Origin of the sequence: Achromobacter sp. JD-1 (genome assembly GCF_038594925.1) — a bacterium.
Taxonomy (GTDB): domain Bacteria; phylum Pseudomonadota; class Gammaproteobacteria; order Burkholderiales; family Burkholderiaceae_B; genus Achromobacter; species Achromobacter spanius_C.
The window spans coordinates 69,540-84,586 of record NZ_JBCGCS010000019.1 but is presented as its reverse complement, the minus strand read 5'-3'; the positions used below and the strand labels follow the sequence as shown (position 1 = coordinate 84,586).

The 15,047-nt window shown below is 66.5% G+C and carries 13 protein-coding genes; 9 read left to right on the top strand and 4 right to left on the bottom strand.

Features of this window, described 5'->3' with window-relative positions:
• Positions 1–6 precede the first annotated feature (6 nt).
• From WBR68_RS24290 to WBR68_RS24260, 7 genes are all read left to right on the top strand, one after another.
• A complete protein-coding gene (locus WBR68_RS24290; protein WP_230695493.1) occupies positions 7–1,272 on the top strand; it encodes a 3-isopropylmalate dehydratase large subunit in 1,266 nt (421 codons plus the stop codon).
• Positions 1,269–1,817, top strand: a complete 549-nt coding sequence (locus WBR68_RS24285; protein WP_230695473.1) for a LeuD/DmdB family oxidoreductase small subunit — start codon at positions 1,269–1,271, stop codon at positions 1,815–1,817. The genes WBR68_RS24290 and WBR68_RS24285 overlap by 4 nt, the downstream gene beginning before the upstream one ends.
• Before the next feature lie 10 nt (positions 1,818–1,827).
• On the top strand, positions 1,828–3,507 hold the full coding sequence (locus tag WBR68_RS24280; protein ID WP_230695472.1) for a hydantoinase B/oxoprolinase family protein: 1,680 nt from the start codon (positions 1,828–1,830) through the stop codon (positions 3,505–3,507).
• On the top strand, positions 3,504–5,567 hold the full coding sequence (locus WBR68_RS24275; protein WP_230695471.1) for a hydantoinase/oxoprolinase family protein: 2,064 nt from the start codon (positions 3,504–3,506) through the stop codon (positions 5,565–5,567). Before WBR68_RS24280 ends, WBR68_RS24275 begins: the two co-directional genes overlap by 4 nt.
• Positions 5,568–5,576: 9 nt before the next feature.
• Positions 5,577–6,185 (top strand): cysteine hydrolase family protein, encoded by a 609-nt coding sequence (locus WBR68_RS24270; protein ID WP_230695470.1) that lies wholly within the window; start codon positions 5,577–5,579, stop codon positions 6,183–6,185.
• Between the two features lie 98 nt (positions 6,186–6,283).
• Positions 6,284–7,693, top strand: coding sequence for an FAD-dependent oxidoreductase (locus tag WBR68_RS24265; RefSeq protein ID WP_230695492.1), 1,410 nt, complete (start codon positions 6,284–6,286; stop codon positions 7,691–7,693).
• Complete coding sequence (locus tag WBR68_RS24260; protein WP_230695469.1) at positions 7,690–8,550, top strand: isocitrate lyase/PEP mutase family protein; 861 nt, start codon at positions 7,690–7,692, stop codon at positions 8,548–8,550. The genes WBR68_RS24265 and WBR68_RS24260 overlap by 4 nt, the downstream gene beginning before the upstream one ends.
• A 74-nt stretch (positions 8,551–8,624) precedes the next feature.
• On the opposite strand, the gene WBR68_RS24255 is transcribed toward WBR68_RS24260, so the two are convergent.
• The 3 genes from WBR68_RS24255 to WBR68_RS24245 form a co-directional block, all read right to left on the bottom strand.
• A complete protein-coding gene (locus tag WBR68_RS24255) occupies positions 8,625–9,140 on the bottom strand; it encodes a hypothetical protein (RefSeq protein ID WP_230695468.1) in 516 nt (171 codons plus the stop codon).
• Between the two features lie 114 nt (positions 9,141–9,254).
• Positions 9,255–10,958, bottom strand: coding sequence for a SulP family inorganic anion transporter (locus tag WBR68_RS24250; protein WP_230695467.1), 1,704 nt, complete (start codon positions 10,956–10,958; stop codon positions 9,255–9,257).
• Positions 10,959–11,088: 130 nt separating this feature from the next.
• Positions 11,089–11,709 carry a chorismate--pyruvate lyase family protein gene (locus WBR68_RS24245; protein WP_230695466.1) on the bottom strand — a complete coding sequence of 207 codons (621 nt, stop codon included), beginning with the start codon at positions 11,707–11,709 and terminating at the stop codon, positions 11,089–11,091.
• Between the two features lie 130 nt (positions 11,710–11,839).
• Between WBR68_RS24245 and WBR68_RS24240 the strand changes: the two genes are divergently transcribed.
• A complete protein-coding gene (locus tag WBR68_RS24240; protein WP_050448996.1) occupies positions 11,840–12,571 on the top strand; it encodes a pseudouridine synthase in 732 nt (243 codons plus the stop codon).
• Between the two features lie 109 nt (positions 12,572–12,680).
• On the opposite strand, the gene WBR68_RS24235 is transcribed toward WBR68_RS24240, so the two are convergent.
• Complete coding sequence (locus tag WBR68_RS24235; protein WP_050448995.1) at positions 12,681–13,586, bottom strand: LysR family transcriptional regulator; 906 nt, start codon at positions 13,584–13,586, stop codon at positions 12,681–12,683.
• A gap of 275 nt (positions 13,587–13,861) precedes the next feature.
• Between WBR68_RS24235 and WBR68_RS24230 the strand changes: the two genes are divergently transcribed.
• Positions 13,862–15,037, top strand: coding sequence for an efflux RND transporter periplasmic adaptor subunit (locus tag WBR68_RS24230; RefSeq protein ID WP_304505236.1), 1,176 nt, complete (start codon positions 13,862–13,864; stop codon positions 15,035–15,037).
• Positions 15,038–15,047: the final 10 nt, after the last annotated feature.

The following is a 15,047-nucleotide window of genomic DNA, read 5'->3' as shown; positions in this document are numbered from 1 at the left end:
CCGCGAATTCCGCCGCAAACCCTGGCCCAGAAGCTGATCGCCGCCGCCTGTGGCCGCGCCTCGGTCGAGCAGGGCGAGATCGTGACCTGTGGCGTGGACCTGGCGATGTTCCATGATTCCAGCGGCCCGCGGCGCTTGCAGCCCATGCTGGAAGAATTGGGCGCATCGCTGTGGGACCCGAAAAAAATCGTGCTGGTCATCGACCACTACGTGCCCGAATCCGATGATGAATCGCGCCGCATCGTGCGCATTGCGCGCGACTGGGCGGCGGGGCAGCAACTGCCCAACGTGTATGACTCGGTCGGCATCTGCCACGTCGTCGTCCCCCAACACGGCCATATTCGCCCCGGCATGTTCTGCGTGGGCGGAGATTCGCATTCGCCCACGGGCGGCGCGTTCGGCGCGTACATGTTCGGCATCGGCAGCACCGAAATGCTGGGCGTGGCCGTCACCGGCAAGATCTGGGTCAAGGTGCCGCAGACGCTGATGATGCGCTGGAACGGGCGGCTGGCCGCTGGTGTGACCGCCAAGGACATGATGCTGCACATGATCGGCCGCTACGGCATGAATGGCGGACGCTACCAGGCCGTGGAATTCTGCGGCGAGGCCGTGCGCGCGCTGCCCATGCAGGAACGCATGACCTTGTCGAACATGAGCGCCGAACTGGGCTCGCAGGTGGGCCTGATTGCGCCTGACGAAACCACCGCCGCCTATCTGCGCGCGGCGGGCGTGACCGATGCGCTGGACCTGGCCCGCTGGCAAAGCGATGCCGGGGCAGACGCCGAATGGCACGACTTCGACGCCGCCTCGTTGGCGCCGCAGGTGGCCGCGCCCCACAGCCCGGCCAATGCGCGCGATGTGGATCAATACCGCGACGTGCCCGTGCAGGTGGCTTACATCGGCGCCTGCACCGGCGCCAAGCTGGACGACTTGCGCGCGGCGGCCAGCGTATTGCGCGGGCGCCGCCTGGCGCCGGGCATGCGCCTGATGGTCGCGCCTGCCAGCCGCCTGGACCAGCAACAGGCGGAACAGGAAGGGGTGATGCAGGTGCTGCAAGACGCCGGCGCCCAGGTGCTGGCCACGTCTTGCGGGGCCTGTGCCGGTTATGGCGGATCCATTCCCGACGACGCCAGCGTCATCTCCACCACCGCGCGCAACTTCAAGGGCCGCATGGGATCCGAGACGGCGCAGGTCTATCTGGCCTCGCCCTACACCGTGGCGGCCTCCGCCGTGGCCGGCCGCATCGCAGACCCGCGCGAGGTGATGGCATGACGCGCCGGATCGCAACACCCCCCAGCGCAACCGAAGCCACCGCCACGCACGGCACATCAACCCATCGCGTCTGGCGCGTGGGGGCCGATATCGACACCGACGCGCTGGCGCCAGGCGCCTACATGAAGTTCGGCATCGACGAGATCGCGCGCCATTGCCTGCAACGGGTCCGCCCGGAATTCGCGGGGCAGGTGCAGCCGGGCGACGTCCTGGTGGCCGGGCCGAATTTCGGCATCGGCTCGTCGCGCGAGCAGGCGGCGTCGGCCCTGGTGCGCCTGGGCGTGGCCGCCGTGATCGCGCCGTCCTTCAACGGCCTGTACTTTCGCAACGCCTTCAACGTCGGCCTGCTGCTCCTGACCTGCGCGCAGGCGGACGCGTTGGCGGAAGGCGAGCGCATCACCCTGGACCCCGAGTCTGGCCGCATCGGCCGCGCGGCCGGCGTCGAGCCTGCTGAACTGCATTGCGAAACCGTACCCACCTTCCTGATGGACATGGTGCGGGCCGGCGGACTGCTGAATCTGCTGAAACAGCGCCAAACCTCTTAGGAAGAACACGATGCTTGATCCCGTCACCCTGGCGGTCCTGAAGGGCCGTCTGGAACAGATTGCCGATGAGATGGACGCGACGCTGTACCGCAGCGCGTTCAACCCCATCATTGCCGAGGCCCACGACGCCTGCCACGGCATGTACGACGCGGCCACCGGCGCCACGCTGATCCAGGGCAAGTCCGGCCTGCCCGTGTTCGTGGGCGCGATGGCCTTTGCCGTGAAGGCGGCCGCCAAGGTGGCCGCCGAGCGCGGCGGCATGGTGGATGGCGACGTCTGGCTCTTCAACGACCCCTACGAAGGCGGCACGCACGCCAATGACTTCAAGCTGGTGCGCCCGGTGTTCCGGGGCGCCAAGCTGTTCTGCTTTCTGGCGTCGGCTGCGCACTGGCACGACGTGGGCGGCGCGGTGCCGGGCAACTACAACCCGGCCGCCACCGAATGCTGGCAGGAAGCGGTGCAGATTCCGCCCGTGCGCATCCTGCGCGCGGGCGTGCTGGACCAGGACGTGCTGGCCATCCTGAAAGCCAACACCCGTTTGCCCGACAGCCTGTGGGGCGACCTGAACGGCCAACTGGCCGCGCTGGAGCTGGGTGCGCGCCGGCTGGACGGCCTGCTGGATGAGTACGGCGATGACACCGTGCTGGAATCCCTGGATACCTTGCGCGAGCGCGCGCGCCGCTTGATGCGCGACCACATTGCGCGCCTGCCCGACGGCGAATACGCGTTCGAAGACATGCTGGACAACGATGGCGTGCGCGACGTGGCGCTGCGCATCGCGTTGAAGCTGACGATTGCAGGCGACCGGCTGACGCTGGATTTCAACGGCACCTCGCCCGCCTGCGCTGGCCCGGTCAATATTTCGCGCGCCACCGCCATTGCGGCCTGCTACGTGGCCTTGAAGCACCTGTTTCCTGACGTGCCGGCCAACGCGGGCGTGCTGGACGCGGTGGACGTGGTGCTGCCGGACGGCCTGGTGATTTCGGCTGACCGCCCGCGCCCCGTGGGCGGCTACACCGAAACCATCCTGCGCATGATCGACGTGATTTTCTGCGCGATGGCGCAGGCCGCGCCCCAGCGCGCCATGGCGCAGGCCTATGGCACGATCAACGCCTTGTCCATCGCGGGCTATCGCAGCGACGCCGCGCGCAAGGGCCAGCGCTGGGTGATGTTCAGCTTCTTTGGCGGTGGCCACGGCGGGCATTCCGACGGCGACGGGCTTAGCCATGGCAACGCGCCGATTTCCACCGCCACCATTCCGCCGCTGGAAATCCTGGAAGCGGCGTACCCCGTGCGCTTCACGCAGTGGGCGCTGCGCCCGGATTCGGCCGGCGCCGGCACGCATCGCGGCGGCCTGGGCGCCATCTACGAAATTGAATTGCTGGAAGACAGCGCCGAAGCCTTCATCTTCGGCGAACGCGGCCGCAGCGCGCCCAAGGGCATCGCGGGCGGTGGCGAGGCCGCCTTGAACGTGTTCCGCTATCAGCAGGACGGCCAGTGGCGCACCCCGCCCATGAGCTCCAAGATGCTGGGCATTCAATTGCAGCGCGGCGACCGCGTGCGCTTGGAAACACCGGGCGGGGGCGGTTATGGCGACCCCGCCGGCCGTGCGCCTGAAGCGCGTGAGCACGACCGCAAGATGGGCTATGTGGGCGATATCGCCAACAACAAGAAGGAGCAGTTGGCATGAGCGCGGCAGATAAGAACACGGCACAGGGACTCGTCGTCGGCGTGGACGTGGGCGGAACGTTCACGGACCTGTTCGTGCTGGACGAGACAGCCGGCACGGCGCGCGTGGTCAAGGTGCCGTCAACGCGCGGCGAAGAGGCGCGCGGCTTCATGAATGGCATCGCGCGCGTGGCTGACGGCGCCAGCGCCATTGCCACCATCGTGCACGGCACCACCGTGGGCACCAACGCGCTGCTGGAACGCAAGGTGGCCCGCACCGGCATCATCACCACGGCGGGCTTTCGCGATGTGCTGGAAATGCGCCGGCGCGATCGTCCGCAGACCTGGGGCCTTCGTGGCAACTACGAACCTGTCGTGCCACGCGACCTGCGCCTGGAAGTGGCCGAGCGCGTGCTGGCCGACGGCACGGTACACACGCCCGTGGATCTGGATCAGGTGGAAGCGGCGGCCCGGGCGCTGCTGGCGCAGGGCTGCGAGGCGGTGTGCGTGTTCTTCGTCAACGCCTACGCCAACCCGGTGAACGAAGCCCAGGCCGCGACCCGCGTGCGCGCCATCTGGCCGAATGGCAACGTCACGGCGGCCACCGAAGTGCTGCCCGAGATCCGTGAATTCGAACGCTGCTCAACAGCAGTGTTGAACGCCGCCTTGCAGCCCGTGGTGGGCAGCTACCTGACGCGCCTGGAGTCCGACCTGAAGCAGAACGGCTTTGACGGCGAACTGCTGGTGGTGCAGAGCAACGGCGGCGTGATGTCGCGCCAGACCGCGTGCGACGTGCCGGTGCGCACCGCGCTGTCGGGTCCAGCGGCGGGCGTGATCGCCTGCGCCGCCATTGCGCGCGCCTCTGGCTTTCCCAACGTGGTGACGGGCGACATGGGCGGCACCTCGTTCGACGTGTCGCTGGTGGCGGGCGGCGAAGCGTCGCTGTCGGCGCAGACTTCCATCGACTTCGGCATGGTGGTGCGCGCGCCGATGATCCAGATTGAAACCATCGGCGCGGGCGGCGGCTCGATCGCCAGCGTGGATGCGGGCGGCCTGTTGCTGGTGGGTCCGGAATCCGCCGGCAGCATTCCCGGCCCGGCCTGCTATGGCCGTGGCAACACCCGGCCCACCGTCACCGACGCCAACGTGTTGCTGGGCCGCATTTCCGCCGAGCGCCCGCTGGGCGGCGGGCTGTTGGCCACCATGAATGTAGACCTGGCGCGCGCGGCCATCGACGAACACGTGGCGCGGCCGCTGGGCCTGGACGTGCATGCGGCGGCCGAAGCCATCCTGACCGTCGCGAACGCCAAGATGGCGGGCGCGATCCGCGTGGTGTCGATTGAACGCGGGCACGACCCGCGCAAGTTCGCCTACATGCCGTTCGGCGGCGGCGGTGCGCTGCACGTGTGCGCCATGATGAACGAAGTGGACGCGGCCCACGGCATCGTGCCGCGCTACCCGGGCGTGACGTCCGCGCTGGGCTGCGTCATGGCCGACATGCGGCACGACGGCGTGCAGACGCTGAACACCGCGTTGGATGCCTTGGACGCCGCTGATCTGCTGGCGCGTATCGACGGCTTGGCGCAAGCCTGCCAGGAACGGCTGGACTCGGCGGGCGTGGCCTTCGAAGGCATCCGCGAAAGCATCGAGCTGGACATGCTGTACGTGGGCCAAAGCCATACCGTGCGCGTGGAACTCACGCGCGCCGAGCTGGACCGTGCGGGCATTGCCGCCGCCTTCAACCGCGCCTACCGCGCGTCGTTCGGCCGCAGTCTGGATGGCATTGCGGTGCGCATCCTGAACCTGCGCTATGCGCGCATCGGGCAGCGCCCCAAGTTTGATCTTGCGCTGCTGGCGCCCACCTGCCAGGACATGCCCGCCGCGCTGGGCACGCAGCGGGTGTTTCACGCGGGCCAGTGGCACGACGCTGTGCGCTACGCGCGCCTGGATCTGCCCGTGGAGGCGGAAGTGGCCGGCCCCGCCATTCTTGAACAGCCCGACACCACCATCTGGATCGAACCCGACTTTGCCGGCCGCGTCGACGCGCTGGGCAATCTGCTGATCACGCGCCAGACCGCCTAGGAGACCGCCATGCATGCCTTGGACCCTCGCACCACCGCCTTGCTCATCATCGATCTGCAGAATGATTTCCTGGCGCCGGGCGGCGCCTATGACCGGGGCGGCGCTGTCAGCCGCGAGGCGCGCGCCTTGCCCGCCCGCGTGGCGCCGTTGGCCCGTGCGCTGAAGGCGCAAGGTGGCCTGGTCGCGTCCAGCCTGTTTACCTTGTGGCCCGATGCGCATGGCGAACCCATGATCTCGCCGCACCTGAAGCAACTGCGCCCGTTCCTGGCAAAAGGCGATTTCGCGGCTGGCTCGCCCGGCCAGGCGAATGTGGCCGAGCTGGACGGGTTGGTCGACGTGTCGGTCTGGAAGGTGGCGTATTCGGCCTTCTTCAATACGCAGCTGGATTGGGTGCTGCGGCGCGCGGGCGTGTCCAGCGTGGTCATCGCGGGCATCGTCACCAACGGCGGCGTGGCCAGCACGGCGCGCGACGCCCATATGCGCGACTATCACGTGACGGTGCTGGCCGACGGCTGCGCCGCGCCCACACCCGCCATGCACGACGCCGCGCTGGCGGACTTGCGCACGGTGGCGGACGTGATCACCTGCGCGGACTTCATGGGCCGGCTGGCGTCGTGAGCGCGCCGGCCGTGAAGCGGGGCGATCCCGGCAGCAGTCTCGGCGGCAACCCGAACGGCAACCCGGGCAGCACCTCCGGCAGCGCCTCGGACGCCGACATGATGCAGGTGCCGGTGCTGATCATCGGCGCGGGCGCTTGCGGGTTGACCGCCGCGCTGCGTCTGGCGCAGGCCGGCATTGAAACCGTGTTGATCGAGCGCGACGCCGCGCCCAGCGGCTCGTCGGCGTTGTCGTCGGGATTCATTCCGGCGGCGGGGTCGGCTGTGCAGCGCGCGGCTGGCATCGATGACAGCGCGGAGCGTTTCGCCGCCGACATCCAAGCCAAGGCCCACGGCACGGCCGCGCCGCATCTGGTCGCGGCCTACACGGATGCAGCCGCACCGGCCATGGACATGTTGGCGCGCCATGGCCTGACCTTCGACGTGTTGGACGGCTTTCTGTATCCGGGCCACAGCGCGCGTCGCATGCATGCCTTGCCGGAACGCACGGGCGTGGCCTTGGTGACCGCGCTGGAACGCGCCGCCACGGGCGCGGGCGCGCATCTGTTGACGCGCGCGTTGGCCCGGGAAATCTGGGTGGAAGATGCGGGAGGGGAAGGCGGCGAGGGGAACAACAGCGGCGGGAACCCCAGCGGCCGCATCACCGCCGTGGGTTGCGAACGACCCGACGGATCCATCGACGTAATCGGCTGCCAGGTGCTGATCCTGGCCTGCAACGGATTTGGCGGCAACGCCGCCATGGTGGCCGAACATCTACCCGCCATGCGCGAGGCCGTCTACGGCGGCCACGTGGGCAACGACGGCAGCGCCATCGAATGGGGCAAGGCCTTGGGCGCGCGCCTGGCCGACCTGGGCGCTTACCAGGGACACGGGTCCTGGGCCACACCGCAAGGCGCGCTGATTTCCTGGGCCGTCATGATGGACGGCGGCGTGCAGATCAATCGCGACGGCCTGCGCTTCCATGACGAAACGCAGGGCTATTCCGAAGCCGCCGTCCATGTATTGGCGCAGCCGGGTGGGGTGGCCTGGAACGTGTTCGACGACCGCACGCTGGCATTGGCGCGCGGCTTCCCGGATTTTGTCGCGGCCGAAGCCGGCCATGCGGTGAAGACCTGCGCCGACGTGTCTGCGCTGGCCGCGTTGATCGGCTGCGACGCCGACGTGTTGCAACAGACCTTGCAGGGCGTCAGCCCGGATGTGGCCGACCCCCATGGCCGCCGCTTCGACCGCGCCCTGCAAGCGCCGTATCACGCCGTCAAGGTCACCGGCGCGCTGTTCCATACCCAAGGCGGCCTGGACATTGATGCGCAATGCCGCGTCCTGGATCGCAATGGTCAGGCATTGCCGAATCTGCTGGCTGCCGGCGGCGCCGCGCGCGGCGTGTCGGGCAACGACGTGTCGGGCTATCTGTCCGGCAATGGACTGCTTAGCGCGGTGGCGGGCGGCTATATCGCCGCCGCCACCGCCGCCACGCTGCTGGGGCAAGAACTTGATCAGGAATCACCATGAAACACGCACTGAAAACGCAATTGGCCGCAGGCGCCGTGCTGGCGCCCGGCATCTACGACGCCCTGTCGGCGCTCATCGCCGAGCAGGCGGGCTTTGATGCGTTGTACCTGTCGGGCGCGTCCATCGCCTACACGCGGCTGGGGCGCTCGGACATCGGCCTGACCACGTATTCGGAAGTCGAGGACACGCTGGCGCGGATCACCGAGCGCGTGGCCACGCCGGTCATCGTGGACGCCGACACGGGCTTTGGCAATGCGCTGAACACGCAGCGCACGGTGCGTGGCTTTGAACGCGCGGGCGCCGCGATGATCCAGTTGGAAGACCAGACCTTTCCCAAGCGTTGCGGCCATCTGGACGGCAAGACGGTGATACCCGCCGCCGAAATGTGCGGCAAGCTGCGCGCCGCCGTGGATGCGCGAGTGCATGCGTCCACGCTGATACTGGCGCGTACCGATGCGGTCGCCGTCGACGGGCTGGAAGCCGCGCTGGACCGCGCCGAATCCTATCTGGAAGCGGGCGCGGACGCGCTCTTCATCGAAGCGCTGCGCACGCCCGAACAGATGCAGGCGGCCTGCGCGCGCTTTGCCGCTCGCGTGCCGCTGCTGGCCAATATGGTGGAAGGCGGCAAGACGCCCGTGCAAAGCGCCGACGCCTTGACCGCGCTGGGCTTTCGCATCGTCATCTTTCCCGGCGGCACCGCGCGCGCCGTGGCGCACACCTTGCAGGGCTATTACGGCAGCCTGCGCCAACACGGCACCACCGCGCCGTGGCAACCGCAGATGCTGGATTTCGACGGCTTGAACACGGTGATCGGCACGCCGGAATTGCTGGCGCAAGGGCGGCGGTACGAGGGGTAGGCGCGGCAGGCGGGCGCGTGGAGCAAGCGTGTATCGCCGGGGTCTAGCTCATGCCGGACCGCCGCCGCCTTGGGTCAACGCGGCTGGGCGCCTCGGTGGAGCTGCTGCTGCATCATTTGCTCCATCATCATCTGCTGCATGCCCATGTATTGATCCCGCATGTACTGACGTTCCCGGATCTGTTCGGGGCTCAGGTTCGAATAGTTTCCCCGCATCGCATTCCAACCCATCTGCCCGCGTCCCCGGTGATGCGGCCCGCCGGTACCCATGGCCCCACAGCAACCCATGGCGCCGCTGCCCCAGAATTCGCCCATCATTCCCATGGTGGTCTGCATCAGCTCCTGATGCGTTTGAAGCAGTTTCCGACGTTCGTTCGGGTCGGTCGTCTTCTGTATCTGATTCATGGTTTGCTGCATTTTCTCCATGTTGTCCCTGACTTCGGCGGCTTTCTTGTCAAACTGCTGCGTGTCGTCGGCGGACTGTTCAGCCGACTGAGCGGGAGAGGGCGGCGCGGTCTGCGCGACAGCGGCCGTCAAGGCGGGGGCCAGCACGGCGACGAATGCCAGTGCGGCCAGATTGCGGATGTTCATGGTCAATCTCCACGTGGTTGGCACCTTGGACTGCTAGGCAAATCAAGAGGATTTGCAGCGTCAGCGTAGATCCGCCAAGACAATGCGACTTGACCATAGTCAACATATTCCCGCTCAGGACGCAGACCGGCTGGTGTTCTGGTATTTGTGGACGGCCTCTTCAAGTGTCTGGAACAAACCGTCCGCGCCCAGGGTTTCGCCCAACGGGGATCGTCTTACCGTGGCCAGCACGCCAGGGCTTAGATTCGCCAGCCAAAGCTGAACGCCGTCCCGCTTTAACCGGCGTTCCGCCTCGTTCATCATTTTCAGCGCGGTGTATTCGATATCGAAAACACTTCCCATATCCAGCACGACTACCCGCGGTCGTGTCGCGGTGATCAATTGGGTGATCTTCTGGCCGATATTGTCTGCATTCACAAAGAAGATGCGTCCCTCGGGCCGAAGCAGCAAGATGCCTTCAAGCGCCTCATCGTCGGGATGGTCCGGGGACGCCGGACGGAACAGGTTCGTGTGCGGTTTACGCAGCAGCCGATGCAAGGGAGGGTTGGATACCTGCTGGGCCAGCGCGACGAGCGACACGATGATGGCGACGAGTATCCCTTGCAGCGTGCCAAGCAGCACGACGCCGGCAAGCGCCACCAAGGCCCAGACTAGCTCTGTGCGCCGCACCCTGGCAATCGCACGGAACTCGGCCGGGTCGAACAGGCCAACCGAGTACATGATGACCACCGCCGCCAGGGTGGCGTGCGGCATAGCGCCAATCAAAGGCGCCAGCAGCAGCATGACGCCCAGCGTAAGCCCGGCGGTGACGCACTCGGCGACCTGGGTGCGTGCGCCGGCGCGCCGATTCACGGCGGTTTGCGACGTCCCGCCGCCCGCCGGCATGGCGCCGAAGAGCGCGCCGCCCACATTCGAAAATCCCGTGGCCAACAATTCTCGATTGGCGTTCGGCAGGGCCTCGCCCGCTTTCGCAAAAGCGCGTCCGGCCGCGATCGTTTCGGTGAAACTCATCAACGCGATTCCCAGCGCCATGGGCCAAAGCTCGCCCACCAATGACGTATCCGGCAGCGTCAGCGACGGCAAGCCCGTGGGCACATGGCCCACTGTTTGCACGCCAAGATCGCTTAGTCCGAACAGGCTGGTTGCCGCGATGGCGATGGCGACCGTCACCAGCGGCGCTGGCGCGCGCGGCGTGAATCGTTCCAGAACCAGGAGCAGGCCCAATGTGATCGCGCCGACGGCGGCGGTGGCGATCGACAGCTGTGTAAAGCCATGAAAAATTGACAGCACGTTCGACAGAAACGGCCCCTTGGGAAAGTGCAGCCCAAGCAGCTTCGGTATTTGATCGACCACGATCACGATGGCGATGCCCGCCTTGAAGCCGACCAATACCGGTTCGGAAATAAAGCTGGCCAAGTAGCCAAGCCGCAACAGAGACGCCGCTATCAGCACGATGCCAACCAGCAGCGCCAGCGTTGCCGTGGCAACCAGCAGTTGCGTGGCGTCGCCGCCTGGCACGGCGCGATCCAGGGCTGTCGCGGTAAGGATGGCCAGTGTGGTCGTGGTGCTGACGCTAAGCGGCCGGGATGTGCCGAGGAAGGCGTAAACAAGCATCGGCACGAACGCGGTGTAGAGCCCCACCTGAACCGGTAGCCCCGCTACGGCGGCATAGGCAAGCGCTTTCGGAATGACGACGGCGGCGGTCGTCAGGCCGGCTGTGACGTCATCCTTTATCCACGGCTTTTGGTACTGGCATAGCCAGTCAGGCAGCGCAACGCGTTGCCGGCGAACAGATTTTTCCGGCGGTTCGTCTTCCATGGGCGGGCCTCTTTGGCACGACGCATTGGCTGGAATTGATTGTGAACCTGGACGGCGCATGGCGTCCATGATGATTCCGGCGAAATGCCGTAAGAAAGGCGCTCAACGCCCAACGCCCAACGCTTGACCATCAACGCGCCGTGCGCTGATGCGGCACCAGCGGCGGCACGGACTGGTTGGCGATCTCATCCCAGAACCCGGGCAAAAAGCACTCGGCCACCAATAGCGGCTGACCCTGGCGCCAAAAGACGGATCGGCGCGCCCAGACCCGGGCGGCGTCCTGCTCCCGACGATCCGCCGGCAAGGCCCCGCGCGCCGTGGCGTGGAAAGGCACGGGCGACGCCAGGCGGCGGCAGGCAAAGGGCGAGCGGATGACGGTGCTGTCGTGATAGAGCATGTCGGCAAGCGGCCGGGTCAAGAGCCGGCGCATGCCTTGCCAGGCGCCGTGCGAGGCGCGCAGCGGCGTCAGGCTGCGGGCGGGCACGCTGTCCACGCCGTTTACCGACATCAGCACTTCGCGGATCCACACGGGCGAGCCGGGCGCGATGCCCATGGCGCGCGCTTCGTCGGGCGGCGCGCCGTCGGCGTATTCGGCCAGCACGCGCAGGCGTACCTGGCCCACCTGGCGCAAGCCGGCGGTGAGCGCGCCCGGGCGGAACAGCCAGTGGCGCATGGCGGGGGGCAGGACGGGCGGCGCGACGGCCAGCCAGCCGGGGGCAAGCGGGGGGTGATGGGCTGCGGGTTTCATCATGGCTGCGTATTATGCCAAGCTCGGCGCGCGGCCCGCCTGCGTCGCAATGCCGCAGGCAGGTGGCAAGGGCAAGCGGAATGGCAGAGCGGCGCGGGCGGCGGGCGGCCCGCCAACGCATACAATACCGCCCATGGAAAAAGTACGTATCTCCAAGCTCATGTCCGAGCGCGGACTCTGCTCGCGCCGCGAGGCCGACAGCTATATCGAACGCGGCTGGGTCCGCGTGGACGGCGTCGTGGTGTCCGAATTGGGCGCCAAGGCGTTCCCCGACCAAGTCATCACGCTTGAGCGCGCCGCGCAGGCACGCCAGACCTCGCGCGTCACCATCCTGATCAACAAGCCGGTGGGGTATGTGTCGGGCCAGGCAGAAAAGGGCTATACGCCAGCGGTTGCGCTGATCGACTCGCGCTCGCGCTTTGCGGGCTGCCGGCATCCGCAGCGCTTTGAACGCGCGCACCTGGAAGGGCTGGCGGTGGCTGGCCGCCTGGACATCGACTCGCAAGGCCTGCTGGTGCTGACGCAAGACGGCCGCATCGCCAAGCACCTGATCGGCGAAGACTCCAGCGTTGATAAGGAATACCTGGTGCGCGTGCAGGGCGATTTGCCCGACCGTGGGCTGGAACTGTTGAACCATGGCCTGTCGTTGGATGGCAAGGCGCTCAAGCCCGCGCACGTGCGTTGGCAGAACCACGACCAACTGCGCTTTGTGCTGCGCGAAGGCAAGAAGCGCCAGATTCGCCGCATGTGCGAACTGGTCGGCCTGAAAGTGGTGGGCTTGAAGCGCGTGCGCATTGGTCGCGTGCAGCTGGGTGATTTGCCGCTGGGTCAGTGGCGTTATCTGCGCGACGACGAAGGGTTTTGACGCTTCTTTTTTGATTCTTCTTTCAGGGAACATTCAGCTTCCCTGTTCGGCTCAGCCGACAACTGATGTCGGCGCCCAGCAGATTTTTCAGTCTGTTTCCAAGCCCCCGTTATTTCATGAAAGCGGGGGTATCCTTCGCCTGCCCGTTGCTGCCCAGACGCTCCATCAGGAATTCGATGAAGATCCGGGTCTTGGCCGGCAGCAACCGAGTTTCGGTGACCGCATAGACAGGGAAGGGGCCCAATTGCCAGTCTGGCAATACGCGCCGCAACTGCCCTGATTGCTGTTCGGCCGTCTGGCCGCCCACCAGCACCGCGATGCCCGCGCCCAGCATGGCCAGGCGCCGCGCCATGGCGACTCCGTTTACCGAAAACCGGTTGCCCGGCGTGAACTCGATGTGCTGATCGCCGCAGTTAAGCGGCCAGCGCGTGACGCGGCCCGCGCCTTCCGCGCGGAATTCGATGCACTCGTGACGGGTCAAGTCACTGGGGTGCTTGGGTTCTCCGTGCTTTTCCAGGTAGTCGTGCGAGGCATACAGGTGCGCGGGCAGCATGCCCAGCAGCCGGGCGATTTGCGTCGAATCGGGCAGTTCGCCGATTTCGATCGAGATATCGCAGGTCTGGAACACGCGCGAGGCGTGATCCGGATTTGCCAGGTCCAGGAAAAACGTAACGTCGGGATAGCGGCGGGAGAACTCCATGAACGATTCAGCCAGGAAGTCCGTGCCGAAATCGGCGGGCATGTTCACCCGTAACGGCCCGGCTGGCGTATCGACCAGTTTCTGCAATTCTTCATGGGCAATCTGCGCTTCGGCCACGATGCGTTGGCAGCGTTCAAAGTACAGCCGCCCGGCGTCGGTCAGTTCCACCTTGCGGGTGGTGCGGCTCAACAAGCGCAGGCCCACCGACTTTTCCAATTCGGCCACCTGGCGAGACAAGGTGGATTTAGGCACGCCCAGCGTTGCTGCAGCGCGGCTAAAACTACGTGTCTTGGCCACTTCGACGAAGAGTTCCATGCCTTGTAAGCGTTTCATGGCGAGATTCTTTCACAGACCCAGTTCGGGAAATTGTCCCATAAATGGAATGATGTTTTCTTTCTGCGCCCCTTTGTTTCCAGGGCGGGATAACTCAGAATGCGGGTTCTGCAATGCAGCAATGCACTAAAGCCCCTCTTGCGTTTTCAATGCCAATCCACCCATTCGATGCACAAGACCTCCCCCCTTACCGCGGGCGGGAGGCGGGCTCCTATTTTTGTCGGAAATCGGGAATATCTATGAATAAGAAAAGCGCTATGTGGCGCAGCGCGGCAGTGCTCACGCTGACGGCATCGGCTCTCACCCTGGCCGCTTGCGGCAAGAAACAAGACGCGCCGCAGGCGGGCAAACCGCAGGTTACCGTGGTGACCCTGGCCACGCAGCCTGTTTCCCTGACCACCGAATTGCCGGGCCGCACGTCCCCGTTCCGCGTGGCCGAAGTGCGGCCCCAGGTGAACGGCATTGTGCAAAAGCGCCTGTTCACTGAAGGCGGTGAGGTCAAGGCCGGCCAGCAGCTCTATCAGATCGACCCGGCGCTGTACCAAGCCAATGTGGACAGCCAGAAGGCGGCGTTGGCCCGCGCCCAGGCGCAGCAGAAGACGGCCGCCTTGCTGGCCGAACGCTACAAGCCGCTGGTGGCCACGCGCGCCGTCAGCCAACAGACCTACGACAACGCCGTGGCCTCGCGTGACCAGGCCGCCGCCGACGTGCTGTCGGCCAAGGCCGCGCTGGATACCGCGCGCATCAACCTGGTCTACACCAAGGTGCTGTCGCCCATTGCAGGCATCATCGGCCGTTCGTCGGTGACCGAAGGCGCGTTGGTCACGGCCAACCAGACCGCGGCCTTGGCGGCGGTGCAGCAGATTGACCCGATCTACGTTGACGTGACCCAGTCCAGCGTGCAGTTGCTGCGCCTGCAAGACGCACTGGCCAGCGGCCAGTTGAAGCGTGCCGACGGCGAACAGGCCGCGCTGGTCACGCTGACCCTGGAAGATGGCTCGCAGTACAAGCAGACCGGCAAGCTTCAGTTCTCGGAAGTCACGGTAGACCAGGGCACCGGTTCCATCACGCTGCGCGCGGTGTTCCCCAACCCCGACCGCCGCCTCTTGCCGGGCATGTTCGTGCGTGCGCGACTGGCTGACGGCGTGGCCGCCGACGGCTTGCTGGTGCCGCAACGCGGCGTGACGCGCAACCAGCGCGGCCTGCCGACGGCGCTGGTCGTCAACGCCAAGAACCAGGTGGAACTGCGCGAACTGAAGACCGACCGCGCCATTGGCGACAAGTGGCTGGTTACCGACGGCCTGGCCGCCGGCGACAAGGTCATCGTGGAAGGTCTGCAAATGGTGCGTCCAGGCGTTGAAGTCGTCGCCACCGAAGCCGGCGCCAAGGCGCCGCAGCCGCAGGCGGCCAATGCCGCCTCGGCCAAGCAGTAATCAGGGAGCC

Excerpts from the sequence above, each read along its gene's own strand:
- WBR68_RS24230 (WP_304505236.1), top strand. The coding sequence starts at position 13,862 with ATGTGGCGCAGCGCGGCAGTGCTCACGCTGACGGCATCGGCTCTCACC.
- WBR68_RS24240 (WP_050448996.1), top strand. The coding sequence starts at position 11,840 with ATGGAAAAAGTACGTATCTCCAAGCTCATGTCCGAGCGCGGACTCTGC.
- WBR68_RS24275 (WP_230695471.1), top strand. The coding sequence starts at position 3,504 with ATGAGCGCGGCAGATAAGAACACGGCACAGGGACTCGTCGTCGGCGTG.
- WBR68_RS24245 (WP_230695466.1), bottom strand. The coding sequence starts at position 11,709 with ATGATGAAACCCGCAGCCCATCACCCCCCGCTTGCCCCCGGCTGGCTG.
- WBR68_RS24255 (WP_230695468.1), bottom strand. The coding sequence starts at position 9,140 with ATGAACATCCGCAATCTGGCCGCACTGGCATTCGTCGCCGTGCTGGCC.
- WBR68_RS24280 (WP_230695472.1), top strand. The coding sequence starts at position 1,828 with ATGCTTGATCCCGTCACCCTGGCGGTCCTGAAGGGCCGTCTGGAACAG.
- WBR68_RS24270 (WP_230695470.1), top strand. The coding sequence starts at position 5,577 with ATGCATGCCTTGGACCCTCGCACCACCGCCTTGCTCATCATCGATCTG.
- WBR68_RS24285 (WP_230695473.1), top strand. The coding sequence starts at position 1,269 with ATGACGCGCCGGATCGCAACACCCCCCAGCGCAACCGAAGCCACCGCC.
- WBR68_RS24260 (WP_230695469.1), top strand. The coding sequence starts at position 7,690 with ATGAAACACGCACTGAAAACGCAATTGGCCGCAGGCGCCGTGCTGGCG.
- WBR68_RS24235 (WP_050448995.1), bottom strand. The coding sequence starts at position 13,586 with ATGGAACTCTTCGTCGAAGTGGCCAAGACACGTAGTTTTAGCCGCGCT.
- WBR68_RS24265 (WP_230695492.1), top strand. The coding sequence starts at position 6,284 with ATGATGCAGGTGCCGGTGCTGATCATCGGCGCGGGCGCTTGCGGGTTG.
- WBR68_RS24250 (WP_230695467.1), bottom strand. The coding sequence starts at position 10,958 with ATGGAAGACGAACCGCCGGAAAAATCTGTTCGCCGGCAACGCGTTGCG.